General features: G+C 39.5%; 32 protein-coding genes. 24 read left to right on the top strand and 8 right to left on the bottom strand.

Translation table 11 applies throughout. From position 1 onward, the window contains the following. The first annotated feature begins 214 nt into the window (after positions 1-214). A complete protein-coding gene (locus ACTJJQ_RS04855; RefSeq protein WP_017359428.1) occupies positions 215-1099 on the top strand; it encodes a cation diffusion facilitator family transporter in 885 nt (294 codons plus the stop codon). Between the two features lie 64 nt (positions 1100-1163). Here the strand turns inward: ACTJJQ_RS04855 and ACTJJQ_RS04850 are convergent, their stop codons facing one another. After that, positions 1164-1316, bottom strand: coding sequence for a hypothetical protein (locus ACTJJQ_RS04850; protein WP_017367142.1), 153 nt, complete (start codon positions 1314-1316; stop codon positions 1164-1166). A 300-nt stretch (positions 1317-1616) separates the two neighbouring features. Between ACTJJQ_RS04850 and ACTJJQ_RS04845 the strand changes: the two genes are divergently transcribed. From ACTJJQ_RS04845 to ACTJJQ_RS04835, 3 genes are all read left to right on the top strand, one after another. Beyond that, positions 1617-2156: an RDD family protein gene (locus ACTJJQ_RS04845; RefSeq protein ID WP_007498690.1), complete on the top strand. Its 540-nt coding sequence runs from the start codon at positions 1617-1619 to the stop codon at positions 2154-2156. A 125-nt stretch (positions 2157-2281) separates the two neighbouring features. Continuing rightward, positions 2282-3592: an MFS transporter gene (locus tag ACTJJQ_RS04840; protein ID WP_242731923.1), complete on the top strand. Its 1311-nt coding sequence runs from the start codon at positions 2282-2284 to the stop codon at positions 3590-3592. A 73-nt stretch (positions 3593-3665) separates the two neighbouring features. Then, positions 3666-4574, top strand: a complete 909-nt coding sequence (locus tag ACTJJQ_RS04835) for a chemotaxis protein (RefSeq protein WP_008348035.1) — start codon at positions 3666-3668, stop codon at positions 4572-4574. Between the two features lie 36 nt (positions 4575-4610). On the opposite strand, the gene ACTJJQ_RS04830 is transcribed toward ACTJJQ_RS04835, so the two are convergent. Further along, entirely contained in the window at positions 4611-5072 is a 462-nt protein-coding gene (locus ACTJJQ_RS04830) for a YkyB family protein (protein WP_007498684.1), read from the bottom strand. A 477-nt stretch (positions 5073-5549) separates the two neighbouring features. Further along, positions 5550-5765, bottom strand: coding sequence for a hypothetical protein (locus tag ACTJJQ_RS04825; RefSeq protein WP_008348016.1), 216 nt, complete (start codon positions 5763-5765; stop codon positions 5550-5552). A 167-nt stretch (positions 5766-5932) separates the two neighbouring features. Between ACTJJQ_RS04825 and ACTJJQ_RS04820 the strand changes: the two genes are divergently transcribed. After that, positions 5933-6109 (top strand): hypothetical protein, encoded by a 177-nt coding sequence (locus ACTJJQ_RS04820; protein ID WP_284565062.1) that lies wholly within the window; start codon positions 5933-5935, stop codon positions 6107-6109. 64 nt (positions 6110-6173) lie between these two features. On the opposite strand, the gene ACTJJQ_RS04815 is transcribed toward ACTJJQ_RS04820, so the two are convergent. The 3 genes from ACTJJQ_RS04815 to ACTJJQ_RS04805 form a co-directional block, all read right to left on the bottom strand. Beyond that, positions 6174-7451, bottom strand: coding sequence for an MFS transporter (locus ACTJJQ_RS04815; RefSeq protein ID WP_008348012.1), 1278 nt, complete (start codon positions 7449-7451; stop codon positions 6174-6176). Positions 7452-7524: 73 nt separating this feature from the next. Continuing rightward, on the bottom strand, positions 7525-8022 hold the full coding sequence (locus ACTJJQ_RS04810) for a L,D-transpeptidase family protein (RefSeq protein WP_008348009.1): 498 nt from the start codon (positions 8020-8022) through the stop codon (positions 7525-7527). A 156-nt stretch (positions 8023-8178) separates the two neighbouring features. Beyond that, positions 8179-9036, bottom strand: a complete 858-nt coding sequence (locus ACTJJQ_RS04805) for a metallophosphoesterase (protein ID WP_039168707.1) — start codon at positions 9034-9036, stop codon at positions 8179-8181. 139 nt (positions 9037-9175) lie between these two features. Between ACTJJQ_RS04805 and fadH the strand changes: the two genes are divergently transcribed. The 15 genes from fadH to ACTJJQ_RS04730 all read left to right on the top strand — a co-directional run bounded on the left by fadH (position 9176) and on the right by ACTJJQ_RS04730 (position 20244). Further along, a complete protein-coding gene (gene fadH / locus ACTJJQ_RS04800) occupies positions 9176-9940 on the top strand; it encodes a 2,4-dienoyl-CoA reductase (protein WP_138278462.1) in 765 nt (254 codons plus the stop codon). Between the two features lie 64 nt (positions 9941-10004). After that, a complete protein-coding gene (locus tag ACTJJQ_RS04795) occupies positions 10005-11225 on the top strand; it encodes an EAL domain-containing protein (protein ID WP_284565334.1) in 1221 nt (406 codons plus the stop codon). A 260-nt stretch (positions 11226-11485) separates the two neighbouring features. After that, entirely contained in the window at positions 11486-12382 is an 897-nt protein-coding gene (locus ACTJJQ_RS04790) for a manganese catalase family protein (protein ID WP_007498675.1), read from the top strand. Between the two features lie 184 nt (positions 12383-12566). Next, on the top strand, positions 12567-12809 hold the full coding sequence (locus tag ACTJJQ_RS04785; protein WP_003212254.1) for a YkuJ family protein: 243 nt from the start codon (positions 12567-12569) through the stop codon (positions 12807-12809). A gap of 139 nt (positions 12810-12948) precedes the next feature. Next, positions 12949-13464 carry a ribonuclease H-like YkuK family protein gene (locus ACTJJQ_RS04780; RefSeq protein ID WP_008348001.1) on the top strand — a complete coding sequence of 172 codons (516 nt, stop codon included), beginning with the start codon at positions 12949-12951 and terminating at the stop codon, positions 13462-13464. 149 nt (positions 13465-13613) lie between these two features. Beyond that, entirely contained in the window at positions 13614-13805 is a 192-nt protein-coding gene (gene abbA / locus ACTJJQ_RS04775; protein WP_008347999.1) for an antirepressor AbbA, read from the top strand. Positions 13806-13951: 146 nt separating this feature from the next. Next, positions 13952-14395, top strand: coding sequence for a cyclic-di-AMP-binding protein CbpB (gene cbpB / locus ACTJJQ_RS04770; RefSeq protein WP_007498671.1), 444 nt, complete (start codon positions 13952-13954; stop codon positions 14393-14395). Positions 14396-14491: 96 nt separating this feature from the next. Then, the gene (locus ACTJJQ_RS04765; RefSeq protein WP_007498669.1) at positions 14492-15373 is read left to right on the top strand and encodes a LysR family transcriptional regulator; all 882 of its coding nucleotides are present in this window, start codon (positions 14492-14494) and stop codon (positions 15371-15373) included. Between the two features lie 103 nt (positions 15374-15476). Then, positions 15477-15884 (top strand): DUF4275 family protein, encoded by a 408-nt coding sequence (locus tag ACTJJQ_RS04760; RefSeq protein ID WP_017367152.1) that lies wholly within the window; start codon positions 15477-15479, stop codon positions 15882-15884. Positions 15885-16083: 199 nt separating this feature from the next. Then, positions 16084-16560, top strand: a complete 477-nt coding sequence (locus tag ACTJJQ_RS04755; protein WP_017359419.1) for a flavodoxin — start codon at positions 16084-16086, stop codon at positions 16558-16560. Beyond that, positions 16550-17443: a WD40/YVTN/BNR-like repeat-containing protein gene (locus ACTJJQ_RS04750; protein WP_242731929.1), complete on the top strand. Its 894-nt coding sequence runs from the start codon at positions 16550-16552 to the stop codon at positions 17441-17443. Before ACTJJQ_RS04755 ends, ACTJJQ_RS04750 begins: the two co-directional genes overlap by 11 nt. A gap of 16 nt (positions 17444-17459) precedes the next feature. After that, positions 17460-17918, top strand: coding sequence for a flavodoxin (locus ACTJJQ_RS04745; protein WP_008347989.1), 459 nt, complete (start codon positions 17460-17462; stop codon positions 17916-17918). A gap of 109 nt (positions 17919-18027) precedes the next feature. Beyond that, positions 18028-18738, top strand: a complete 711-nt coding sequence (gene dapD / locus ACTJJQ_RS04740; RefSeq protein ID WP_008347987.1) for a 2,3,4,5-tetrahydropyridine-2,6-dicarboxylate N-acetyltransferase — start codon at positions 18028-18030, stop codon at positions 18736-18738. 34 nt (positions 18739-18772) lie between these two features. After that, on the top strand, positions 18773-19951 hold the full coding sequence (locus ACTJJQ_RS04735; protein WP_242731931.1) for an N-acetyldiaminopimelate deacetylase: 1179 nt from the start codon (positions 18773-18775) through the stop codon (positions 19949-19951). Between the two features lie 50 nt (positions 19952-20001). After that, positions 20002-20244 carry a YkuS family protein gene (locus ACTJJQ_RS04730; protein ID WP_024424725.1) on the top strand — a complete coding sequence of 81 codons (243 nt, stop codon included), beginning with the start codon at positions 20002-20004 and terminating at the stop codon, positions 20242-20244. 22 nt (positions 20245-20266) lie between these two features. Here the strand turns inward: ACTJJQ_RS04730 and ACTJJQ_RS04725 are convergent, their stop codons facing one another. After that, on the bottom strand, positions 20267-21076 hold the full coding sequence (locus ACTJJQ_RS04725) for a mechanosensitive ion channel family protein (RefSeq protein ID WP_242731933.1): 810 nt from the start codon (positions 21074-21076) through the stop codon (positions 20267-20269). Positions 21077-21347: 271 nt separating this feature from the next. On the opposite strand from ACTJJQ_RS04725, the gene ahpA reads away from it, so the two are divergent. The 3 genes from ahpA (at position 21348) to ACTJJQ_RS04710 (ending at position 23687) form a co-directional block, all read left to right on the top strand. Continuing rightward, positions 21348-21890, top strand: a complete 543-nt coding sequence (ahpA, locus tag ACTJJQ_RS04720; RefSeq protein ID WP_007498654.1) for a biofilm-specific peroxidase AhpA — start codon at positions 21348-21350, stop codon at positions 21888-21890. Positions 21891-22166: 276 nt separating this feature from the next. Beyond that, on the top strand, positions 22167-22625 hold the full coding sequence (locus tag ACTJJQ_RS04715) for a TlpA disulfide reductase family protein (RefSeq protein ID WP_008345174.1): 459 nt from the start codon (positions 22167-22169) through the stop codon (positions 22623-22625). Between the two features lie 480 nt (positions 22626-23105). After that, a complete protein-coding gene (locus ACTJJQ_RS04710) occupies positions 23106-23687 on the top strand; it encodes a Rok-like winged helix domain-containing protein (RefSeq protein ID WP_007498648.1) in 582 nt (193 codons plus the stop codon). A 62-nt stretch (positions 23688-23749) separates the two neighbouring features. On the opposite strand, the gene ACTJJQ_RS04705 is transcribed toward ACTJJQ_RS04710, so the two are convergent. Continuing rightward, positions 23750-24667 carry a sigmaE regulated sporulation protein gene (locus ACTJJQ_RS04705; protein ID WP_079920060.1) on the bottom strand — a complete coding sequence of 306 codons (918 nt, stop codon included), beginning with the start codon at positions 24665-24667 and terminating at the stop codon, positions 23750-23752. 82 nt (positions 24668-24749) lie between these two features. Between ACTJJQ_RS04705 and ACTJJQ_RS04700 the strand changes: the two genes are divergently transcribed. Continuing rightward, complete coding sequence (locus tag ACTJJQ_RS04700; protein ID WP_284565335.1) at positions 24750-25331, top strand: molybdenum cofactor guanylyltransferase; 582 nt, start codon at positions 24750-24752, stop codon at positions 25329-25331. Positions 25332-25353 lie beyond the last annotated feature (22 nt).

Below are 25353 nucleotides of genomic sequence, written 5' to 3'. Positions count from 1 at the left end.
TATCGTTATATGTAGTCTATTCTCCTATCCATCACAGCATGAGTGATATATGAAGAAAGAGCAACATTTATTATAGCGTAACCTGCTCGGAAAATACAGCTCTGCTTAAGATGATTAGAATAAGGCAAAACGGTATAAACTGAAAGAACGAGAGAATCAAGTCATGGGAATTGCTTTCACAGGCATACGATCTCCTGAAGGAGGACGATAATAGATGGATCAATCAGCAAAGACATCGAAAATAGCCTTTTTATCAGTCATGAGTAATACGTTTGTTGTGGTCCTTAAAATCATTGTAGGGGTGTTAACTGGATCTGTTGCGGTTTTATCAGAAGCCATTCACTCTTTTCTCGATTTAATGGCCTCTTTTATTGCATTTATCTCTGTTCGTATTTCAAGAAAGCCGGCAGATTCAAAACATCCTTATGGACATGGGAAAGTTGAGAATATTTCTGGAACGATTGAAACTTTGTTGATTTTTGTTGCTGGGATTTGGATCATTTATGAATGTGTTCATAAATTAATGCATCCTGAGCCTGTTAAACTGCCGGTACTTGGTATTGTGGTCATGCTGATCGGCGCACTTATCAATTTTGTTGTGTCAAGAGTTGTGAACAAAGAGGCAGAGCGAGTACATTCTGTTGCCATGAAATCGAATGCACTGCATCTTTTAACAGATGTGTTTACGTCACTAGGGGTTGCCATTAGTTTATTGCTTGTTGCATTAACGGACTGGTATTTCCTCGATCCGATTATTGGAATGGTGCTAGCGCTCTATATTATGCGTGAAGCATTTAAACTCATGAAGGAAGCCTTCCCGCCGCTTGTCGACGCCCGGTTAACCCCGGAAGAAGAACAAGCGATAGAGGCCATCATTCAAACATTCAGCCAAGAATTCATTGAATATCATGACTTTCGAACAAGACGATCCGGTGCTGAAGAATATATTGATTTTCATTTGATTGTTCATGGAAAAACAACCATTGAAGATGTTCACCAATTATGTGATCGAATTGAAGAGAACATTCAGCAGGCGTTTCCGCATGCACAAATCTTTATTCATGTAGAACCTGAAAGTGAAAGAAGCACACAAACGTAAAAAGGCGATACCACCTCTTTGAAGGTTGTATCGCCTTTTTTTACGCTTCATCTATGAAATGAAATCAATATCCATAAGCAGTATCGTAATCTTCATACCAAGAGATATAAGCAGCATCTTCATTAGATAAACCATGTTTCATATCTAAAAAATCAGCTTCGCAAATATCTTCAATCACAGTCATTTCGTTGTTCTTTAATAGTACGACAGTTCCCATCATGAACACCTTTCTTTAAAAAATCCTTGACTATTGTACCATGTGAAACGTGATTGTCAACAGAAGAATCGAAATGAGAGGAAAATATCACAAAATGTTAAAAAATCAGGCGTTGAAAGAACTAGATGTGCCATAATTTTCGTGAATTTTCAGTATTTATTCACATAAATCATCATTTAAAAATGATCTAAAATTCATGTAAAAATGTAAAGCTCCATTGATCTTGCGATATTCATAAGATATAATAACGAATGATTATAAGAAATTTATAGAAAACATACATAATAAAGGAGAAATAGGATGGAAACAAACATGTCAGAAGCACCTATTCAAGAAGAAAAACATCCTGAACTAGCTGGAGTAGGTTATCGTTTTCTTGCTCATCTTTTAGACGGTGTCATTATTAGTGTACCATTTTCAATCATTGTATTTATTCTCGCAACACTCTTTTTTGTCTCAAGCCCTGAGGCGGCATTTTTAATGTATGATGATAGCTATTACTATTCTTCAACGGTGATCACGGATGAAGAATGGGCAGTCATTGTGGGCCTTCTCTTTTTCTATGGCGTAACGACCTTAATCGGTATCGCGGTGACTTGGCTTTATTATGCGATCATGGAATCATCAAAGTTGCAAGGAACTCTTGGCAAGATGGCTCTTGGCATCAAAGTGACAAAAGTAACGGGTGGAAAAATAACATTCGGGCGCGCGACAGGCCGCTTTTTTGCAAAAGGCTTTTTGTCTCCAATCTTATTCATTGGCTACATCATTGCGTTTTTCACAGAAAAAAAACAAGCACTTCACGACTTGATTGCAAGTACCATTGTCGTAAAGAAATAATGAAGAGAAGCACCTCTGCTAAATAGTAAGGGGTGCTTTTTGTATAGATTGCTTGTATGGAAGAGGGAAACGTCACATAAAGTAGAATGATAGTGAAAATAAAAGCAGAGAAGGGAGTCAATCTATTGAAAAGAGGGAAAATGACTGTTCAGAAAAAAGGGGCAAGCTTCGGGCTCTTTTTCACAGCACCTGTTTTGGCCTGGGCATTGTATGATTTTGCAAATACGATATTTTCATCGAATATGATCACCATTTTCTTCCCATTTTATTTGCAGGAGACGATAGGCGACAGTGCGAGGATGGATCAAATCGCCAGTACATTTATTTCTTATGCGAACGCACTTGCAAGCTTTTTCCTCGTTATTTTTACGCCTTTATATGGTGTGCTGATTGATCGTACAGGGAAAAAGAAGCGGTATATCACGGTGTTTACCTTGATTTGTATTGCCTGTACCTTTATGATGGGGATCTTTGCTGGGGTTGATTTCTCAAGCGAATGGTTTGGTCTTCCTGTCTCCTTATTGGTGGTGGTTACCTTGTTCGTCATCGCCAAATTTTTCTATCACTCTAGTCTTGTTTTTTATGACACCATTTTGCCCGATCTTGGGACAAAGGATGAAATCCCCCTCATTTCTGGATTCGGTATTGCTGTCGGCTATTTAGGTACACTTGTCGGCCTTTCTGTTTATTTACTTGTAGGAAATGACCAGTTTCATGAAGCATTTATTCCGACAGCCTTTTTATTCTTTCTCTTTTTTCTTCCCTTTCTCTTTATTATAAAAGATCCTCAACCTCTCCCGCAGCAAGAGAAAAAGTCGTCTTTTTTCAGCGGGTATAAAGAGATTATTCGTACGTTTAAAGAGATGAAGCAGTACAAACCGGCCTTTATTTTTATGATCGCTTTCTTTTTTATGAATGATGCGTTGCAGACAGCGATTGCGATGATGGCGGTTTATGCAAAAATTATCATTGGCTTTACGGCAGGTCAATTTATTTTGCTGTATCTTGTGTCCACGATTTCAAGTATCATTGGCTCGTTTCTATTCGGATATGTCACAAAGGCCATCGGGGCAAAGCGCTCGATTACAGTCGTGTATGTCATTTTAATTGTGGCGCTCATTCTAGCTGTGACAGCGACAACTGAATGGGTCTTCTGGGTAGCAGGCAGTCTATTCGGCATTTCACTTGGCGCAAGCTGGGGATCATCACGAATCCTCATTATTGAGCTGACGCCTAAAGAAAAACGAGGGCAATTTTTTGGTCTCTTTGCGTTTTCGGGAAAGGTGTCTTCAATTGTTGGTCCCATCATTTATGGCTCCGTCACACTGCTATTTGCAGCACATGGGAATCTCGCAAGCCGTCTTGCATTAGGGTCTTTGCTCATCCTTGCAGCCATAGGACTTGTGATTCATCAATTCGTGCGAGAGAAAGCGTAAAGAAACGTCAACTTTTTACCCATGCTGTCGATATAAAAAGTACAATCTTATATTGAAGAATAGAGGGATTTCCGTGGCTTTAAACAAACAAGAAATTTTACTTGACTCTGGTACTAATGAATTGGAAATTGTGAAGTTTGAAATTGGTTCAAATCAATTCGGCATTAACGTCATGAAAGTAAGAGAAATTATTCAGCCAGTTGAGGTGACAGTTGTACCGCACTCTCACCAAGATGTAGAAGGGATGATTAGTTTACGAGGCGAGATTTTACCAGTCATCAATCTATTTTCCTTTTTTAATGTCGAGTCAGATCAGTCAGAACAAGAGAAATACATTGTGACTGAATTCAACCAACGGAAATTTGTGTTCCATACAGGAACGGTATCACAAATTCACCGCGTCAGTTGGGAAGAGATTGAAAAACCAACTGCACTCAATCAAGGAATGGATCGTCATTTAACAGGGATCATCAAGCTTGACGAGAAAATGATTTTCCTTCCAGATTACGAAAAAATCATCTATGATATTGAATCCGCATCTGGCGTAGACACATATCATATGTTTGACGGTGAGAAAGACGAGAGAAGAACAGGGAAGAAGCTGTATGTTGTTGAAGATTCTCCGCTTCTCATGCGCTTATTAACAAATGAATTAACCGAGGCAGGCTATAAAAACATTGTAACCTTTGAAGATGGGAAACAAGCATATGACCATGTCATGGATCTTGTCAGTAAAGGCATTAGTGTGACAGAAGAAATTGATATGATTATTACAGATATAGAAATGCCAAAAATGGATGGACATCGATTAACAAAACTGCTGAAGGACAACCCTTTAACACAGTCCATTCCAATTCTCATTTTCTCTTCATTAATTACGGACGATCTGCGTCATAAAGGGGAAACCATCGGTGCAGATGATCAAATTAGTAAACCAGAAATTCATCAGCTGATTGAAAAAGTAGATCATTTTATTATCTAAAGAAAAAAACCACTCGCTTTGAGTGGTTTTTTCTGTTTAAAAATAACTTTCCCCGAGCCGTTTGAAGACGGGTTTTGTATAATGTGATTTTTGTTTTGTGGCGGCAGGTTTTTCTTTTAAACCGACATACGTTTGAAGTATTTGTTTTGCTCGATTTAATGACATATTCGCTTTCGGATTGCGATATGATTGATTTAAATTTCCTAAGTGTGGCAAAAATTCGAAGTCTTCTTTAGTTGGTGGCAGATGAAAATAATAATCTCCGATTTCAATCAGCACGTCGGACTGTTGTTGACTATATCTGGGATTGTTAGAGAAATGTAGGCCCACTTTTCTTCCTTTACCTTCTTGCAATAGTTTTTGCAGCGCACGTTTTTTCAAAAGATAAAGAAACTTGGGATTTGGTGCGGTTTTAGCATGGCGGTTAACAGTATAAATGGCTTTTGCGATGTTTTCTGCTGTAGGTTCTATGTCTTTAGTATGAGCATAATCGTCCATTTTTTCTCTCCTTTGTCTTTCGTCTTCCTGTGCTTAGTATAAATTATACGTTTTTATTAGTAAATTGCAAATAGACTTATTGTAAAAAGCAATAAGATTACATGGTTATTATTTAAAATAGCCAAAAATCATGATGTTGAAACTTTGCTGAAATTTGAAGGGGTCGACACATCTTTCTATCACTTTTATGATGAATGTCTCGCTGTTTTAGATGAAAAGCATACCATTATGTTAAATATTCAAGTGGTATGAATTGGCTGAGCATTGGTAGAAGATGCAGTAGGGGTGCATAAGTTAAAAGATCGTTTGTTTTCGATCATTAGAGGATGTAGTGAAATGTATACGAAGTGAACTATCATAACAAGATAACTACCTATTTGAATCAATGGGTAGTTTATCAATGTATAGATGGTTCATCGTGTAAAATCTACCATATGCAAGACAATCAAAGTCAAACATATGGCTTAAAAACATGGACTATTTCGTATGGCTAGAATAAGCACAGTAAAAACAGCCGTTAAAATCAGTTTCACTCGTCATTTTTTTGGCTTCATCCATGGCGCTTTCACTGTTCATGTGTAGACCAATCAACGTACGGCTTGCTGCATCACCTAAAAATGCGCAGTCTTCTGTATGTACAACGTATTGTCCTTGATCATTTTTTGTATGAATAAAATAATAGCTTTTTAGCATACCCCTCACCTCCAACCTGACTATCCTACTATAAAACTTCCAATAATGTAAAGGTTTTTTATTAAAATTGTTGCAATTTTATGCACATTCCTTTTATTTCATAAAAAGGGAAATGTGTTATAAAATATGAAGATCAAAGTCAATGAGAACAGAAAGGACGGTTTAGATTGAAAGATATTTTAACGCCTTTATTGGTCGCTTTTGTCGTTGGAGGCATTGTGTACGTGATAGATGATCGACCGATTCATCCTCTTCTTCTTTTTCTCATCTTATTTATTAGCATTTATACAGTCGATAGAATCGTTCATTTTGCTTCAATTCATTTCGATGAGCAGAAAAAATAAGCGTCGTTTGTGTTACTGCCATGAAAAAAGGACTTTCTATAGAAGAAAGTCCTTTTAGCCTCATCTATTGTACTCCCTGACCTTTTAATTCACGCTGTACATCTAAGTCAGCAGCTTCTCTGCTGAACTTTGGCAGTGTAATGAAGTAAAAAAGAAAGACGAGTAAAATAATAATACCCATTCCGTAATAAATGTAAGAAACATTGGTGATGAGCTTTGGAAATAACACGGCAATTAAACCTAGCGTCATTGATTGTGCAAACATGGTGAGCGGATCAACCCACCCTGATACGCGTCCCATCAGACGAGGGTGAACAATTCTTGGGAGCCAGCCTCCAATGACAATGTTGACTGGACCAATACATGTACCAATGACAAATGATGTGACATAAAATAACCATAATGTATGGGTAGAACCAAGGACAAAAATTAAAATACCTGCAACTAGAATTGGAATCGACATGAGATATTGCATCTTTACCTTTTTCGCAAGAATAGAGCCAAGTAAGCTTCCAACTAGAAGTCCGGCACCGATCGCGATCGTAAAAAAGGATGTATGCAGTTCAAAATGGTCCGGTGAAAGACCGTATTTCATTGTAAACATCGGAAGAACGGCAAATGCGCCATTCACAAGACCAAAAACAAAAAAGCCAAAAATTAAAGAAGCCAATAATTTATTTTTTAAAATATAGAGAATGCCTTCTTTAAAATCTTTTAGAGATGTTTTAACGGTCATGCCTTTCCAGCCTGCTTGTCCATTTGGCTGACGTGCTTCAATTGGAATATTGCATGATCGAATGAGAATACCGGAAATAATAAAACTGACCAAATCAATGGTAATGGCACCGTGAAGTCCAATCGTTTTATACATAATGGCACCAATTCCAACACCAAATACCATAAACAAACTAAACAGCATCTGATTTAAACCAGCAGCTTTTGCATATTGATCTTTATTTAAAATGGCCTGAACGAGAGAGGCTTCAGCTGGATAGAAGAACTTCGTAATGGCACTTCGTATAAACAAGATCAAGAAAATAAGCGGCAGTGAATTAAAATAAATGACGATAAATAAAACGATCGTCAGCCCAGCTCGTATCCAATCACAATTCTCTGCGACTTTTTTACGATCAAAACGGTCTGCGACCACACCGACCATAAAAAAGACAAAGATCGTAGGCAGTGAATACATTAGCTCTGCTAAAGTGGCGTAAGCGGGCTGATGACTAAAATGATCGAGCAAATAAAAGGCAAACGCCATATTGCCTACTGTTGTCCCCATTTGCGAGGCAAGTGCTGCAAAAAAGAGACGAACAAAATTTCTGTTTTTAAAAATATCCATAAATACGCTCCTTAACCTGAAGATCCCACTTTCTATCATATAAAATTTTAACCATTCGTACAATTGATTTCTCCTACTGGCTAATGGTCACAGGTGTTCCATTTGGAACAATTGAAGCAAGTTCGATGACATTCTGATTGTACATGCGAATGCACCCTCTAGACACAGCTTTACCAATTGAAGACGGGTTATTCGTTCCATGGATGCCGTAATGAACTTTTGAAAGGCTCAGCCAATAGGCGCCAAAGGGACCTCCTGGGTTTGGCTGTCTGTTGACAATATAATAAGAACCTGTTGGTGTCATGTTTAATATTCTGCCGGTTGCAATCGGGTATGAGCGCAAGAGCTGTGATCCAGAAAACAGCACGAGACGTTTCGCTGAAATTGACACAGATATGCGGTAAGGGATCGTGTTAGGATCCGGTAACCCAGGGATGATGATGACTTCATTTTGTTCTGGCTCGCGGGCTTGAAGTGACGGATTTGCAGCCTTTAAAGCATCTGTCGTTGTTCGAAAATCAAGTGCTATAGAAGCAAGTGTTTCTCCACTTTTTACCGTGTATCGCAGCACGAAAGCACACTCCTTTTACTCAAATAAAAGAAGCCATGATCCCCGCCTCACATATACTATATGGACGGGATCAGGCCCAGTAAGGTTTCTCCTAACATTTGTCATGAGAATGATCTTTGTTTATACATATGCAGGAAAAGGTGATTTGGCTTCTCTTTACACGTGAGATGTTAAGGTGAAAAAAGTGATTTCAGGTTTGGCTAAAAACCGAAGCGGCAGTCTAGTTGTCCCAAGCCCGCGGTTGACATAGATACGGTGCTGATAGCTACCGTATAAGCCTTCGACATATGTACGCCCAAAAGGTGCTGTGAGAATCGGTCCATAGAAAGGAAGCTGTATTTGACCGCCGTGCGTATGCCCAGAAAGCTGCAAGTTAATAGGTGTTGTTTCAAGCTCTAGTGCGGCATCAGGCTCATGCACAAGCAATAACGTAAAGAGATCAGAAGAGACTTCTCGTTTGATGAAATGGTAATCAGGCATACTCATCATGAGATCATCCAGTGTAGCGATCTGTATGCGTCCGCCTTCTTTTTCTAAGTGAAACACTTCATTTTTACATAATGTAAAACCGCAAGCTTTCATCGTTTCTTCATATACATCAATGCCAAAGGGTCCGTAGTCATGATTTCCGCATATGGCAAACTTTCCAAACGGAGCATCAAGCTTAGACAAAGAGGTTTTGGCTTTTTCATGTTCTTCAATCGATGCTTCAAAATCAACAAGGTCACCTGTAAACACAATGAGATCTGGAGATGCAGCGTTGATCTTTTGGACAACAGTCTCTAAATCTTTTGCCGAAAATGTATCACTTAAATGAACATCACTAAATTGCGCAATTTTAAATTGGTCAAAAGAAGCCGGTAGCTGAGCATCATGAATGGTGAGTGATACGGTGTCGATCATGCGCGGCTCAATGTACCGAGCATAGCCATAACCGGATGTGGTCGCCAAAAGTCCGAGAATACTCGCACCAGCTGCTCCTTTTAAAAACTGCCTACGGGAAAGTTGCTTCATATAAGACTCCTTTAAAAATAAAATTAAGTATAGCATGATTTTTGATGAATCTCCTATATGGTGCATGGAGGGGGAATCATGATATGATAGACGAATAATGAATGAATAGTCATTCAAAACACACAAAGGGGGAGAACAAATGACGAAGCAAACAGTGATTGTCACAGGAGGATCAAGCGGAATGGGAAAGGCGATGGCGACTCATTTGGCACTCGGGGGCTGGAATGTTGTGATTACTGGAAGAACAGAAGAGACCCTTGAAACAACGGCAAATGAAATCAAACAGAAAGGTGGTTCGATCGCTTATTTTCAAATGGACGTGCGACATCCAGAAGATGCTGATCAAATGGTGAAGTTTGCGGTAGATACATTTGGTGATGTGGATGCACTTATTAATAACGCAGCAGGGAACTTTTTAGTTCCAGCAGAAAAACTGTCTCCTAACGGCTGGAAAGCGGTCATTGATATTGTGCTAAATGGCACCTTTTTTTGCAGCCATGCAGTGGGCAACTATTGGATTCGTCAAAAGAAAAGTGGAAGTATGATCAACATGGTCGCCACATATGCATGGGGGGCTGGTGTTGGTGTAGCGCATTCAGCAGCCGCAAAAGCAGGCGTACTGTCGCTTACCCGAACGCTTGCAGTCGAATGGGGAAAGCAATATCGAATTCGCGTAAATGCCATTGCGCCGGGGCCCATTGAAAGAACAGGTGGTGCAGATAAACTGTGGGAATCAGAAGAGGCTGCCCAAAGAACATTAGATAGTGTTCCGCTCGGTAGACTTGGCACACCAGAAGAAATTGCAGAACTTGCGAGTTTCTTATTATCTGAGCATGCATCTTATATTAATGGAGATTGTATCACGATGGATGGGGGGCAATGGCTCAACCAATCACCATTTTGAATGACCGTGTAAGACCTGCTTTTGATATGGTATAATCACACAAAGAGAGAAGCAGGTGATGAAAATGGTCGATCCATTGGATATTTTAACGAATATTGAAGATGTTTTCCCGCACTATCAAGCGATCTTCAGTGCGGAGGAACAAAAAGTGATAGGCTATGAGATTCTTGGAAGAATGAAGCTTGAGTCGGGAACAGTTAGTCTAGGCTCCTTCTTTACGGATTCATCTATTCCTGACGAATATAAATTGGAAGTAGATCACAAAGTATTAAGTCAAGCGCTTGATCTCTTCACAACCGCAGATGAAGATTTGCTCATCTTTATTAATCATGATGCGAACGTCCTCATGCTTGATCATGGCGAAAGTTTTTTAGAACTTTTAAAAGAATATGAAGCAAAGGGTATTCGGCTTAGCCGGTTTGTCATTGAAATTACTGAACATACGTTTAGCGGCGACATTGAACAGCTTTACCATACGTTAACGTATTATCGTACATATGGGATCAAAATCGCCGTATCTAATATAGGAAAAGAAAGCAGCAATCTTGACCGGATTGCTCTGCTTTCACCTGATCTATTAAAAATAGATCTACAGGCTTTAAGAGCTTCGTCTCCATCTCCTTCCTATGAATATGTGTTATACAGCATTTCACTTCTTGCAAGAAAAATAGGAGCGGCTTTAATCTATGAAGATATTGAAGCGAATTTTCAGCTGCAATATGCATGGAGAAATGGCGGAAGATATTTTCAAGGCTTCTACCTTCACGAGCCTGCGGCACAATTAATTGACCGGAACAAACGAAAAGAACAGCTTAAAGAAGAATTTCAGCAATTCATTGCCCATGAGAAAAAGAAACTCCAAGCTGTCTATGAACATTCTGAAACCTTTTATAAGCGAATACATCAAGCCGTCAGTACGTTAAAAAAATCATGCAGCACAAATGATGAACTTATACAAAAACTGGCACATGAACTAACCGATTGCAGCTTTCGCATTTATATGTGTAATGAAGAAGGGTTTCAAATCACTGGGAATGTGTTTAAGAAAGAGAAAGAATGGCTGTTTCAGCCAGAGTATATAGAGAAAAACTGGAGCTGGCGCCCTTATTTTCTAGCGAATATTCTTCAAATGAGAATTAGCGGAAAAGGATTTTTCAGCGATATCTACAGTGATTTAGAAACTGGAGAACGAATACGTACGTTTTCTTATCCGTTAGAGGGAGACGTGTATTTGTTTGTAGATCTTCCGTATGCTTATCTATATGAGCAGGAAGGATTAATTTAAAAGCAGCCGTCATGGCTGTTTTTTTATTAGAAAAAAGATAGAAAAAATGGTTGACAATGAAACTGATAATCATTATCATTTAGTTATAGAGAGAAGCTACTCTCTGTTCCCCAACCCCTCTATCAGATCAAGATCCAAAAAACTTGGCGCTACCCCCGCCAAGTTTTTTTTGTGCGCCAATCATTCCCTTCATGCATAGGACATCCCAATTCATCCATACACCTTAAATGATGATAGTTAGACAGTAGGAGGGAAAAGTCATGATCAAACGTGACAAGCGGCTGCTGATTGATTTACCAATGCCTGATCACCCAGATGCAAATGGTGCAGCGGCTGTGCAAGAATTACTCGGCGGAAAATTTGGTGAAATGTCCACATTAAACAACTACATGTTTCAATCGTTTAACTTTAGAGGGAAACGAAAGCTCAAACCATTTTATGATCTTGTATCAAGTATTACAGCTGAAGAATTCGGTCATGTAGAGCTTGTGACAACTGCAGTCAATCTCATGATTACGGGAACCACTCATGGAGGCGATCCAGATACGACCCCGATGAAAGCGGCTGTTGATAAACGAAATACGCAGCATTTTATCCAAACGGCACAAACAGGCTATCCGTTTGACTCCATGGCAAAGCCGTGGACAGGTGAGAATGTGTTCTCAAGTGGTAATTTGATTCTGGATCTTCTTCATAACTTCTTCCTAGAGTGCGGAGCTCGTACGCATAAAATGCGCGTATATGAAATGACGGATCACCCTACGGCAAGAGAAATGATCGGTTATTTACTTGTCAGAGGCGGCGTACATGTTGTGGCGTATGCAAAAGCCCTTGAGGTAGCGACAGGGGTAGATGTTGGGAAGATGCTGCCGATTCCAAATCTCGACAATAAATACTTTGATTCTGCAAGAAAGTTTGAAGATCAAAATGTTCATACAAAACTGTATACATTTAGTGACACGGATTATAAGGATATCAATCAAATTTGGAAAGGAAACCATCCGATTGATGGAAAGCCGCTGACAGTTATTGAGGGTACGCCAAAAGGTGCACCCGTGCCAGATTATAGAGATTTGCCGGAAGAGTTTGCTCCAGGTATTTCAAAAGAAGATTTTGACGAAATTGCAAAACGCCTGATGAGATCGGCCGGTTTATAAAAAACAAGATGCATGAGATAAGAAAAAAGACTCAAAATAAAAAAACAGATTCTTTTTCTTTTTTTGAATTCAAGAGGAAAAATATCATCTGAGAACACTTTATGGTATGATGCTTTGTAGGACTTGTGTATAATCAATACGGGTTCATCTTGAGTTGTTTTTTTGAAAGGAGTCTTTTTTTAGAATGTCACAATTAATGGGTATCATTACAAGGCTGCAAAGTCTTCAAGAGACAGCAGAAGCTGCAAACGAGCCGGCACAGCGTTATTTCGAAGTGAACGGTGAGAAAATCTGTAGTGTTAAGTATTTCGAAAAGAATCAAACGTTTGAATTGACTGTTTTTCAACAAGGGGATAAGCCAAACACTTTCCCATTTGACAACATTGATATGATTTCGATTGAGATTTTTGAGCTTCTACAATCCTAAGCTGAATCGTATGAAATGTTTTTTCTAAGAATTCCTTCGTTGATTGCGGAAGCATACACTTCATAAGTGATGAACAAATGGAAGATGATCATTCAGTGCAATATTCGGATAAGAGACCATTAAAAAGGAGTTCCTTTCTGTGAGTGATTCTTTTTTCTTTAATCTTTCTGAAGAGCATTTAGCGTTTTCTGATGTTGTCATGAGAATGAAAGACTTTATTCAAAAAGACCCGAGATCTGTTTATGTACTATCAATTGGTACGGACTCTCAGGTCAATCAGAATGTCACAACATTTATGACTGCAATTCATCTTCACCGGATCGGCAAAGGAGCTTGGGGCTGTCTCACGCAGCAAGTGTTGAATCGGCCTGTACAAAGTCTTAGAGAAAAAATTTCATTAGAGACAGCGTTTAGCCAAAAGGTATGTGCAGACATCCTTGAGGGACCTTTAACAGAACTGATGGATTTGCTTCTTCCGTTTGCTGAGGAAGGGGCAGACCTTCGTTTTGAAGTCCATCTAGATATTGGCAAAAAGGGAAGTACAAAAGAGCTGATCCAGGAAATGACCGGAATGATCACAGCCATGGGAATTGAAGCAAAAATAAAACCTGACTCATACGCAGCATTTTGCTACGCCAATCGATACACAAAATAAATTCCGTCATTTTTCTCCAAACGTTGTCGAAACGTGCGGTTGACGATTCGATTCTAGTTCCTTATTCTAGCTGTATAGAGAGGAAGCAGACATTCAAACGCCTGCTAATCAATATAAAAGCATATATGAAACAGGGGGCCTGATGTTGAATGAGCGTCATCGAAAATCGTTTTAATGAAGAAGAGAAAAAGCTATTATTAAACGTATTACTGAATCAGGAATATGCTGTCGAATTACTAAGCAGTGAGATCAATGATATAGAATGTGGAACAAAAAATGTCGACGACAATACGTATAAGAAATTGATCACATTGTATGACAGAGTAAGGTTTGAGAATTAATATCGATTGAACATTCTATTAGATACTCTACGCTGAGTATCTTTTTTATGCAGAAAAAAATCTTTCGACAAAATTCGTTTTAGTTTATGCTTAATGTTAAAGGGGAATGTATGATTGATGATTGAGAGAAAAGGGGTCGAAGAAACATGATAGAGATAGAACCGGCTCAATTACTTGAGTCAACAGTAGCTGAGCATATGATTGATGCAGATAAAGTGGCACACGTTCAAATTGGAAATAATCTTGAGCACGCCCTATTGGTCCTGACAAAAACAGGATATACAGCCATACCTGTTCTGGATGCTTCTTATCACCTTCATGGGTTAATTGGAACAAATATGATCATGGATAAAATCTTTGGCTTAGAACGAATTGAATTTGAAAAGCTCGACCAATTGAAGGTAGAAGAGGTCATGCTATCAGATATTCCAAGACTGAAAACGACGGATCCTGTTTTAAAAGGTGTTCACGCTGTAACGAATAATGGATTTGTTTGTGTGGAAAATGAAGAGCAAGTATTCGAAGGAATTTTCACTCGGCGTGTTGTATTAAAGCGCTTAAATGAGGTCATTCATTCCGCAAAAAAATGAGCTGCAGCCCAGCTTATTTTTTTTGCCTTCATAAGCTATTATTTATATAATGACTATATAAAATAAGAAAAACTTATCAAGAGAAGGAGGGCGTTCATGCAGCTTCAAGAGTTACATATGCTTGTTGTACTTAGTGAGGAATTGAATATGAGAAAGGCTTCAGAGCGGCTCTTTGTCTCTCAGCCTGCCTTATCTCAAAGACTGCAAACGATTGAAAAAGAGTGGGGAACCAAAATCTTTTTTCGTTCACAAAAAGGCTTGACAGTCACTTCAGCTGGCGAACAGATTATTCAATTCGCCAAAGAGGTCACGACTGAGCAGGATCGAGTGCGAGAGAGAATTGACGAGCTTGAAGGAGACATTCACGGTACACTCAAGCTTGCAGTTGCGTCCATTATTGGTCAGCACTGGCTGCCAAAGGTGCTGAAGCGGTATGTCGAGAAATACCCAAATGCCAAAGTATCTCTTGTGACAGGCTGGAGCAGTGAGATGCTTAAAAGTCTGTATGAAGACCATGTCCACATCGGCATCATTCGCGGGAATCCTGATTGGAAGGGCACTAAGGAATACTTAATGACCGATCATTTATATTTAGTCGATTCTGTCATCAAGGACGTGGATGAGTTAATTGAGACAGAACGCCCGTTTATTCAATTTAAAAGTGATAGCACCTATTATCAAGAAATTCAGCACTGGTGGCATCAAAAGTTTAAAGTGTCGCCAAAACAGACGATTCTTGTGGACCAGATTGAGACATGTAAACAAATGGCCTATCACGGTATCGGCTACGCCATTTTGCCTTCGGTCACCTTATATGATCATGAGAAAAGTGTACACAAAACTCCGCTCGTAGACGCAAATGGAGAGCAAATCGGACGTGACACTTGGCTGTTAGGATATGAAGCCTCTTTTCAGTTAAAACAGGTTCAAGCATTTGTTGGTGTGGTAAAAGAAATGCTTGAAAGTGAGGCAGTGTAAGTACTTCTGGAAGAGGAGGTGCTTTTTTAGGATAAGTGGTTTGATTAGGTTTCTAATAGATTTACCTGTTTCATACTGAAAAAACAGAAAGCTGGAAGAAATGATGAGAAATCAACGAAAAAAGAAGACGGATATACCGAAGTGGGGAACTTATTTACGCGAGAGATGGCGTGGACGTTTTGCAAGTCATCTTTCTTTAGAAGAACAAAAAGAGATTGGGATGGATGGTTTCCTATGGCACTTATGTAGCTGGGGAAAAGTTGAATGCCTTGAAAAAGAGGCAGCGATAAACGCCTTTCATCAGCAATCAAAGCATACATGTACTCTTTTTTATCAATTTACTCAAGAAGCGTATCTGTTTGAAAACGCCGCTGACCTGTCAGTGAAGGAATTGCCATATACAGACGGACACATGGACTATAGCGATCTGTATGTCATGGATTGGGAAGAAAATTGGACATTTGTGATGACGCACGAAACCGATTGCGGTCCATATTTTATTCAGAAATAAAAAAAGAGTACATCACAAAGAGATAGAGTGATGATCAATTAAAGCCGCCTTCCAATTGGAATGAGCGGTTTTTTGATGTACGTCATGTGTATTTTGAACAGCACCTTTTCATAAAACATTTGACAATGAAAATCATTATCATTTAAAGTGTACATATAATAATTGAAAATGATTATCATTTAGATGAGGTGACCAATAGATGAAAGCACTAATTGCATTTGCGAGTATGTCTGGCAATACGGAAGATATGGCAGCGATCTTAAAACAAACGCTTGAAGGAAAAGGGATAGAGACAGAGATGATGGAATTTGACGACACAAGTGCAGAAGATCTTTCTTCATACGATTATGTCATGATCGGCTCTTATACATGGGGTGACGGTGATTTACCTTATGAAGCTGAAGATTTTTATGACGAGGTCTCAGCACTTGAACTTAGTCACATCAAAGCGGCGGTATTTGGATCAGGCGATTACAGTTATCCGAAGTTTTGCGAGGCTGTTCATACCTTTCATGACATGCTGAAATCGACAGGTGCATCCGTATTTCCTGAAACATTGAAAATGGAACTTGCGCCAGATACAGATGAAGATGTGGCGTGCTGTGAGGAGTTTGCAACGAGCTTTTTAACGTGGGCATCATTGTCTGAGAAAAGAGTTGAAAATCATGTTTCATAAAGGTGCGACAGCTGTTGCTGCGTCTAAAAGTGGCGGCTACTTTGTTGCTGTCAAACGAGAAGGTATTTTTCATTACAGTGTGGAGGGCGGATGGCAGCAGCTTTTTAAGCTTAAGCATAAAATCCACGCTATCAGTTATATTGGTCCGTATTTGTTCGGTGTTGGTGAAAATGGAACTGTCATACGATCAGGAGATGAGGGCCACACATGGGCGCTATCATCTTTTCCGACAAATGCAGTTGTTTGGTCTATTACAGGACGCAAAGATGGGTTTGTATGCGCACATGGAAAGCATAGTATTTATGTGTCAACCGATTTCGGAATTTCCTGGGAAATTATGAAGCCATTTGCTCATGTAAATCAGCCCCCTGTGATTCGCTCATTATGTGTAGCCGGTGATTATCTTTATATTGGAACACAGATTCATGAGGTGCATGGAGGAATATGGGTGTATGACTTGCAAAGTGAACAGATTTTTCTCCTAAACAGAGAAGAGCACCGAATGACTGCTTCTATGTTGCTTTGCGGGGAACACCTCCTTGTCTGTGCGTTGGGCTCTAAAAAAGGGAAAAGAGGATCTGTTCAAATTTTAGACTTACATACAAATATGCTGCATGATATTCAATCACAAGCTTTTGCGCGAGAGGAATCATTTTTGGATGTGTCAGAGGATAACGGCATTGTGTACGTGACCACCTCACAGGACGAGCATGGATTTTCTAAGGTGTATCAGCTTGATATAGAGCAAAAAGAGCTCAAGTGGTTTGATACGATCAAAGGGCACGGTTTTCGTGTCGCCAATCAAAAGGAGAATTTTTTCTGTGCGGGTTTATATGAAAGTAAGTTTGTCAGGCCTTATGAGGAACCTGCACTGATTCATTAATAAGGAGGAAGAAAAAGTGACGAAAAAAGTTTTATTGGTGTATGCCACAATGTCAGGAAATACAGAAGCAATGGCTGATTTAATCGAAAAAGGATTAAAGGAAGCTGGGGCTAGCGTGGACCGGCATGAAGCGATGGATATTGATGCTGAACTTCTTCATGATTACTCGCACATTCTGTTAGGTGCATATACTTGGGGAGATGGTGATCTTCCAGATGATTTTATTGATCTATATGAAGAAATGGAAGAGCTTGATTTGACGGGTAAAGCATTTGCTGTATTCGGTTCTGGAGATACATCTTATGAACATTTTTGTGGAGCTGTGGATTTAATTGAAGAAAAAGTGAAGGAGCTGGGCGGTGATATCGTTCTACCATCCATCAAAATAGAGCTGAATCCAGAAGGAAACGAGGAAGAGGAATTGATTTCTTTTGGGAGACAATTTGTTCATCTTCACCAGCAAGAAGCGGGATAAAGAGGCCCGCTTGTTTTATTTGCCAAGGCGCAGACAATTCTTTCACTTGTCATTAAAACTCTCCTTTGGTACAGTAATGAAGTATAAATTAAGAGGAGGACATACATACATGAAACAAATGGACGCTAATGAAATTATTTCATTTATTCAAAATAGTACAAAATCAACACCTGTGAAAGTCTACATTAAAGGGGACTTAGAAGGTATTGAATTTGGTGAACATGCAAAAACATTTATCACAGGTAACACTGGTGTTGTCTTCGGTGAGTGGAGCGAAATTCAAGAAGCTCTAGCATCAAACAAAGACAAAATTGAAGATGTTGTCGTGGAAAATGACCGTCGTAACTCTGCGATTCCTATGTTGGATTTGAAAAACATTAAAGCACGTATTGAGCCAGGTGCAATCATTCGTGATCAAGTGGAAATTGGCGATAATGCAGTCATCATGATGGGTGCTTCTATTAATATCGGTTCAGTCATCGGTGAAGGTACGATGATTGATATGAACGTTGTTCTTGGCGGCCGTGCGACAGTAGGTAAGAACTGTCATATCGGTGCGGGATCTGTTCTTGCAGGTGTTATTGAGCCGCCTTCTGCTAAGCCAGTTGTAGTAGAAGATGATGTTGTCATCGGTGCAAACGCTGTTGTTTTAGAAGGTGTGACAATTGGAAAAGGTGCAGTTGTAGCAGCTGGAGCGATCGTTGTGAACGATGTCGAGCCTTACACGGTTGTAGCAGGTACACCTGCAAAGAAAATCAAAGACATTGATGAAAAAACAAAAGGTAAAACTGAAATCAAACAAGAACTGCGTCAGCTTTAATTGACACAATTCGCAGCTGAAGACATAGACGTGGATGATATATCCACGTCTTATTCGTATAGAGGAAAGGAAGCGAGTTCACTTGTTAAATCGTGAGCAATTAATATCCATTCGAAGAGATTTGCACCAAATTCCTGAGCTTGGTTTTAAGGAATTTAAAACACAAGCTTACCTCATCAAGCATCTCGAATCGTACCCAACAGATCGAATCGAGATGGAAACATGGCGGACTGGACTTTTTGTGAAAGTAAAAGGGACAAATCCTGCGCGCGTCTTTGCGTATCGTGCAGATATGGACGGATTATCTATCCCTGAAGAAACGGGCTACCCATTTCAATCGGTACATGAGGGCAACATGCATGCATGTGGACATGATCTTCATATGACCATTGCTCTTGGTATCATTGATCATTTCGTGCATCAGCCAATCAAAGAAGATCTGCTATTTATTTTCCAACCGGCAGAAGAAGGGCCAGGCGGAGCTGAACCAATGCTTACAAGTGATGTTCTAAAAAAGTGGACGCCAGACTTTATTACAGCGCTGCATATTGCACCTGAATATCCAGTCGGCACGATTGCAACAAAGCCGGGCCTATTATTTGCTAATACGAGTGAGCTTGTGATCGATCTTGAAGGAAAAGGCGGGCATGCCGCATACCCTCATTTAGCAAATGATATGGTGGTGGCTGCAAGTGCACTAGTAGGGCAGCTGCAATCGGTGATTTCACGAAATGTGGACCCTCTTGATAGTGCCGTCATTACAGTTGGCACGATTACAGGTGGCACTGCTCAAAATATCATTGCGCAGCACGCAAAGCTGGATGGAACCATTCGCACGCTCTCGCCAGAGTCTATGGAAAAGGTGAGAAAACGAATTGAAGCACTGGCAAAGGGAATTGAAATTGGCTACGAATGCAAGGCGACAGTTCGATACCCTTCAGCTTATTACGAAGTGGACAATTCAAAGGATTTGACAGAGGAATTTATGTCATATGTAGCCGAAGAAGGGCTTGCGAATGTCATTGAATGCAGAGAAGCGATGACAGGAGAAGATTTCGGCTACATGCTGAAAAAATACCCTGGGTTCATGTTTTGGCTAGGGGTAGATTCAGAATATGGTCTGCACCATGCAAAACTCACGCCTGACGAAAATGCGATTGAAACAGCTGTGAACGTCATGACGGCTTATTTTAAAAAGCAAGCAGGTGAATGAATAATCAAATGACCTCCTGTACACCTTATGTACAGGAGGTGTTCTTGATTATGACAAGAATTGGTGTAGAACAATCTTTATCCGATGTAGAAGAGCTTTTGAAGCAAAAAGGGTATGATGTCGTACGTATTCAAAATGAACAGCAAATGGATCAGTGTGACTGCTATGTGGTCACAGGACTAGATTCAAATGTTCTTGGCATTTCAGACACAACGACAAAGGCATCTGTCATTACAGCGTCAGGTATGACGGCTGATGAAATTTGTCAAGAAGTAGAACAGCGTGTTCAATAAAACAAACAAAAGAACCAGGATTTTATGATCCTGGTTCTTTTTGCTCTTTTTCTAGATCAAGTGCTTCTTTCATTTTTTTGCGCAGAATTCGTTCGACACGCCACTGCTCCATCGTTTCAGTTTTTGCAATGATCCGAAGGACGAGGGATGAGGAGCCAAATGATTCCACCCCAACGACTTGAGGACCTTCGATGATTTGCGGCATGCTCTCACGAACTTCATCACAGGCTGCTTGCAAAGTGGTGATCATCTGATCCACATTTTCATCTGGGGATAATTTGATATCAACGAGTGCCTGCATCGTCCCTCGTGAATGATTGCTTACATTAAGTATACTTCGGTTCGGAATGAAATGAAGAGTGCCGTCAAAGCTTCTAAGCTGTGTTGTTCTCAGTCCAATTTGTTCAACGATCCCATCGAAACCAGCAACCGTTATATACTCGCCGACATCAAATTGTTTTTCCAGCAGTATGAAGAAGCCTGTCACAATATCACTCACTAATCCCTGAGCGCCAAATCCAATGGCAAGTCCTACAACACCTGCCCCAGCCAGCAAGGCGGTTGGGTTATAATGAAATAAGTCGAGGATCATCACAACTAGAATAAAAATCAGCAAGTAGGCGAAAATATTTAAGGTAAGACTTTGCAGCGTCTGAGCTCGTGATAAAGAGACATCATGCTTTTCAGAGAATGCTGAATAAGCACGCTTAATCATCTTATTTCCAATCGCTCTGATGATAAAATAAATCACAAAAATAGCAATAAGTTTTAGCAAAATCATACTGATATTCATGATGATGGAAACCCAATCTACTTGTTCAAGTGCTTTCATGATCTTCAAAACCTTTCTATGTATGTGCGAAATGAGAAGCTAATCATTTGTTCCCTTATGCAAGTCATGTTAAACTTTTAATAGTTGGAGCGAGAGATTGTGACAAATCGTTAATTAAATTTATTATTAATTAATATTGACTAAAAATCGCTTAAGTATTATAATTATATTTGTGAAGTTATTAACTAAATGAGAATTTAACCTATTGATTCTCATTTTATATACAGCTAAGAAGTCTGTATAAAGATATTATTTTTGGAGGGATTTACATATGGCAGAGCGTTTTGTAGGAAAACAAGCTCCACGTTTTGAAATGGAAGCAGTACTTGCTAATAAGGAATTTGGTAAAGTGAGTTTAGAGGAAAACATCAAGAATGACAAATGGACAGTTCTTTTCTTCTATCCAATGGATTTCACTTTTGTTTGTCCAACTGAAATTACAGCAATGAGCGATCGTTATGATGAGTTTGAAGATTTAGATGCTGAAATCATTGGTGTATCTACTGATACAATCCATACGCATCTTGCTTGGATCAACACAGATCGTAAAGACAATGGTCTTGGAGAATTAAAATATCCACTAGCTGCTGACACAAACCACACAGTATCTAGAGAATACGGTGTTTTAATTGAAGAAGAAGGAATTGCACTTCGTGGTCTATTCATCATTAACCCAGAAGGCGAACTTCAATATCAAACAGTATTCCACAACAATATCGGTCGTGATGTAGATGAGACACTACGTGTTCTTCAAGCATTACAAACTGGTGGACTTTGCCCAGCGAACTGGAAGCCTGGTCAAAAAACACTTTAATTGATAGTTGAAGAAGCAGTCTAACGGATGTTAGACCTTCAGATTGTTGACAAAGGGCTAAAATGTTGTTTATTTTAGCCCTTTGTCTTCTTTTCAGCGTGATAGAAAACCTTTGCAGCCCTAGGAAGGACGAGTACTGGCGCGAAGCGAATGTGACATTCGTGAGCACCAGCACGCAGGACTGACAAAGAATGCGAGGGTTTGTCTACATGCTGGGGTCTAACTGATGTTAGACCTTTTTGTTTCGAGACATACAATGGATGGAGGCGCTTCAAAATGAAATTACGTCAACCAATGCCAGAACTAACTGGTGCAAAAGAATGGTTAAATGGAGAAGTAACAAGAGAAGAATTAATTGGTGATAAACCAACATTGATCCACTTCTGGTCAGTTAGCTGTCACCTTTGTAAAGAGGCGATGCCGCAAGTGAACCAATTCCGTGATGAATACAAGGATCAACTAAACGTGATCGCAGTTCACATGCCACGTTCAGAGGATGACCTAGATCTAGAAAAAATCAAAGAGGTTGCAAATGAGCATGAAATCACACAGCCAATCTTTGTAGACAGCGACCATAAATTAACAGAAGCATTTGAGAACGAATATGTACCAGCTTACTATGTATTCGATAAAACAGGTGCTTTACGCCACTTCCAAGCTGGCGGAAGCGGTATGAAAATGCTTGAAAAACGTGTCAATCGTGTTCTTTCTGAGTCTGAAAAGGCTGCAGAATAGGCTTTCCCCCATGAATGGGGGTTTTTTCATGGGGAAAAATAGGAGACATATTGCACTGGATGAATATGATTGTAGGTGGAATGCCTAAGAAAAGAGAAAATGAGGGATTTCATTAAAAAAATTTCCTGAAACAAAAAGGTATTATGGCCTATTTACATTTTTATTTTGAAATGAAAATGTAAAGATTTTAACTTTTTACTATTCAGAACGTTTTTGCACAAAAGAAATTTCAGTTTGGTAAATAACTATATAAATCAAGTAGTATAAGCATTTATTCAAAATTTTTACAATATTTTAAAGGTGGTCAAAAGCCTATAGTGGCAATGAAATGGGTGCCGATTTTTCTTCTTTGGCAAAATTTTAGTTGGAAATACCTATCTGATAGCAAACTGTAAAATGATAAAAAAATAGTTGATAAAATTAGTTTTCTAATCTAATATTTACTATAGAATATTTTTTATATGATGAGGGGGAAATCCATTGTTTAATGAGAGGGAAGCGTTACGTTTACGATTGGAACAATTAAATGAAGCAGAAGTAAAGGTCATCCGTGAATATCAAATTGAACGAGATGCGATTTACGCAAAACTAAGAGAATTAGACCGTCAAGGTACAGGTCTCGTCACAGATACAAAAAAAGAAGTACGTACAGAGAGAAAAACAGATTCACTGCCTGTATTAGCTGAGCTGGCTGCACAAGAAATGAGAAGCTACAATCAGCCTGCGCAAACGCAGTCAAACGTTACATCATCTTTAGGAACAGGTCAGCTAAATGGTGCACCTGTAGGTATTCCTGAAGGATCTACAAGACGCAGAAGAGGCACAGCTAGACCTGGATCAAAGGCAGCTAAGCTTCGTGAAGCTGCAATCAAAACATTAAAGCGTCATAATGCGGCGATTAAAAGCTCTGAACTTCAAAAAGAGATTGAAAAAGAGAGCGGTCTTGAAATTCCAAATATGACAACGTTTATGCAAAGCTTAATTAAAATGTACCCAGAAGTGAAGAAACCTTATCGCGGACAGTATATTTTAGAAGGCGACATTCAAACAGAAGACGAATAAATAAAAAAGAAACTGCTGGGCGTAAATGCCAGCAGTTTTTTCTTGCGTACGTGATGAACTGATCACTTTTTTTGATCAACTGTATAGACAATCTTTCGTTCTTTGGGCATGTTGTCGCGCTGTTTTTTAAATCCATCGATCTTCACTGTCATGACCTCTCCACTCCGCTGCACCGCATCAACTTTTGCCTGGAGCGTTTCTACTTGTTCGTTTAGTTTCTTCAAAATCGGTCCTATTTCTTCGGTCGTTTGCAAAATAGGGTCTTGTGAGAACGGCTCGGCATTTGTTTGGGCTGACTGGTCGATATCAGCAAAATGAGAAGCGATCCATTCCTCGCTTTCGGCTAACTGTTTTTGGTAGCTCGTGAGCGTTTCATAAAAAATGGCTTCTTTTGCTTTTTCGATTTGCAGTAATTTTTCTTGTGTTTCATAAAAACGCTCCTGTAGATGCCGCACGCCTTCTTGTAATAAATGAAGCTCTGCGTTTTTATCGCTTAGAGTTTGTTGCAGTTTTTCAATCACAGCGGATAAAGTATTTCCTTTTTTCTCCTCTTTTGCAAGCTGTTTATCTTGGTCTAGTAATCGCTCCTGTAGTTGCTGAGACATTTCCTTATATTTTACAACCTTCAAATGCAATCGGTGCTTTTCCTCTGTTTCTTTTCGTCTATGATAGGTTTCCTTTTGCAGCATTTCATGAAGAAGGACGATTTTATGTAATAATTCGGATTTGCTATAAGAGAGATCCTGTATTTTAGATGATGCTTCGTCTTGGTCAATGGTCATTTCATCCAATTGTTGTTTTAATTGAGTGAAATCCTTTTTCATCTCATGATATTCTTGAGATAGCTTCTTGTTTTTAGCATAGGTATACGTGGACTGTAAATCTGAAATCATCTGTTGATATTTGGCCGTTTCAGCTTTTAAAAATAGATTTTCTTGAGACAGATCATGGAATAGGGGAGAAGCATGGCGCCGGTTCATAGGTAGACCTCCTTATTCATGTTATCAATAAAGTATGCGAAATGAGTGTGATTAGAACAACCATATCAAAGGGGATGAGATGATGAGAATAGTGAATGTGATACTAGCCGGAGGTGCTTCTAGGCGTTTTGGAGGGCCAAAGGCAAGTCATGTCTATCAGGGGAAACCACTATATGAACATGTGAAAGAGAAACTTTTGAAAGGGGAAACCGTCATCATCAGTCACCCGAAGCTTCTGCCTTTTTTCAAAGCAAGAGGGGAACAAGCTGTTTGGTTAGATGATGAACAGGTGCGTGGGTATGGCCCGCTTGCAGGCATATATACCGCTATGCAAAAGCAAGAAGCAGAGTGGTACTTAGTGACGGCATGTGATATGCCATTCATACGAAAAGAGACAGCCGTCGCTTTATCTTCTTATTGCCATGAGCATGTAGATGCTGTGGTCCCGATGGTGCAGGAAAGATTACAGCCGTTATTTGCGCTTTATCACCGCCGCAGTCTTCCGTTTATTTCTGCGTGCTTAAAAGAGAATCAATTAGCTATCAAAGACTTATTACAAAAACTTCACGTCCAGGTTGTTCCAGCCGACGAACTGAACGTGGCACCAAATGAATTTCACAATATCAATAAAAGAAGCGATTTACCTGAAAACGGTATGATATGATACATAAAAACGAGAAGGAGAG

Origin of the sequence: Bacillus sp. 22483 (genome assembly GCF_052044605.1) — a bacterium.
In the GTDB taxonomy this organism is placed as follows: Bacteria; Bacillota; Bacilli; order Bacillales; family Bacillaceae; genus Bacillus; species Bacillus altitudinis.
The sequence above is the reverse complement of the archived record's forward strand: the minus strand, read 5'-3'. Positions and strand labels throughout refer to the sequence as shown.

Coding starts and splice junctions, on each gene's coding strand:
- ACTJJQ_RS04855 (WP_017359428.1), top strand. CDS start 215: ATGGATCAATCAGCAAAGACATCGAAAATAGCCTTTTTATCAGTCATG.
- ACTJJQ_RS04850 (WP_017367142.1), bottom strand. CDS start 1,316: ATGGGAACTGTCGTACTATTAAAGAACAACGAAATGACTGTGATTGAA.
- ACTJJQ_RS04845 (WP_007498690.1), top strand. CDS start 1,617: ATGGAAACAAACATGTCAGAAGCACCTATTCAAGAAGAAAAACATCCT.
- ACTJJQ_RS04830 (WP_007498684.1), bottom strand. CDS start 5,072: ATGGACGATTATGCTCATACTAAAGACATAGAACCTACAGCAGAAAAC.
- ACTJJQ_RS04825 (WP_008348016.1), bottom strand. CDS start 5,765: ATGCTAAAAAGCTATTATTTTATTCATACAAAAAATGATCAAGGACAA.
- ACTJJQ_RS04815 (WP_008348012.1), bottom strand. CDS start 7,451: ATGGATATTTTTAAAAACAGAAATTTTGTTCGTCTCTTTTTTGCAGCA.
- ACTJJQ_RS04805 (WP_039168707.1), bottom strand. CDS start 9,036: ATGAAGCAACTTTCCCGTAGGCAGTTTTTAAAAGGAGCAGCTGGTGCG.
- fadH (WP_138278462.1), top strand. CDS start 9,176: ATGACGAAGCAAACAGTGATTGTCACAGGAGGATCAAGCGGAATGGGA.
- ACTJJQ_RS04795 (WP_284565334.1), top strand. CDS start 10,005: ATGGTCGATCCATTGGATATTTTAACGAATATTGAAGATGTTTTCCCG.
- ACTJJQ_RS04790 (WP_007498675.1), top strand. CDS start 11,486: ATGATCAAACGTGACAAGCGGCTGCTGATTGATTTACCAATGCCTGAT.
- ACTJJQ_RS04785 (WP_003212254.1), top strand. CDS start 12,567: ATGTCACAATTAATGGGTATCATTACAAGGCTGCAAAGTCTTCAAGAG.
- abbA (WP_008347999.1), top strand. CDS start 13,614: ATGAGCGTCATCGAAAATCGTTTTAATGAAGAAGAGAAAAAGCTATTA.
- cbpB (WP_007498671.1), top strand. CDS start 13,952: ATGATAGAGATAGAACCGGCTCAATTACTTGAGTCAACAGTAGCTGAG.
- ACTJJQ_RS04765 (WP_007498669.1), top strand. CDS start 14,492: ATGCAGCTTCAAGAGTTACATATGCTTGTTGTACTTAGTGAGGAATTG.
- ACTJJQ_RS04760 (WP_017367152.1), top strand. CDS start 15,477: ATGAGAAATCAACGAAAAAAGAAGACGGATATACCGAAGTGGGGAACT.
- ACTJJQ_RS04755 (WP_017359419.1), top strand. CDS start 16,084: ATGAAAGCACTAATTGCATTTGCGAGTATGTCTGGCAATACGGAAGAT.
- ACTJJQ_RS04750 (WP_242731929.1), top strand. CDS start 16,550: ATGTTTCATAAAGGTGCGACAGCTGTTGCTGCGTCTAAAAGTGGCGGC.
- dapD (WP_008347987.1), top strand. CDS start 18,028: ATGAAACAAATGGACGCTAATGAAATTATTTCATTTATTCAAAATAGT.
- ACTJJQ_RS04735 (WP_242731931.1), top strand. CDS start 18,773: ATGATATATCCACGTCTTATTCGTATAGAGGAAAGGAAGCGAGTTCAC.
- ACTJJQ_RS04730 (WP_024424725.1), top strand. CDS start 20,002: ATGACAAGAATTGGTGTAGAACAATCTTTATCCGATGTAGAAGAGCTT.
- ACTJJQ_RS04725 (WP_242731933.1), bottom strand. CDS start 21,076: ATGAAAGCACTTGAACAAGTAGATTGGGTTTCCATCATCATGAATATC.
- ahpA (WP_007498654.1), top strand. CDS start 21,348: ATGGCAGAGCGTTTTGTAGGAAAACAAGCTCCACGTTTTGAAATGGAA.
- ACTJJQ_RS04715 (WP_008345174.1), top strand. CDS start 22,167: ATGAAATTACGTCAACCAATGCCAGAACTAACTGGTGCAAAAGAATGG.
- ACTJJQ_RS04705 (WP_079920060.1), bottom strand. CDS start 24,667: ATGAACCGGCGCCATGCTTCTCCCCTATTCCATGATCTGTCTCAAGAA.
- ACTJJQ_RS04700 (WP_284565335.1), top strand. CDS start 24,750: ATGAGAATAGTGAATGTGATACTAGCCGGAGGTGCTTCTAGGCGTTTT.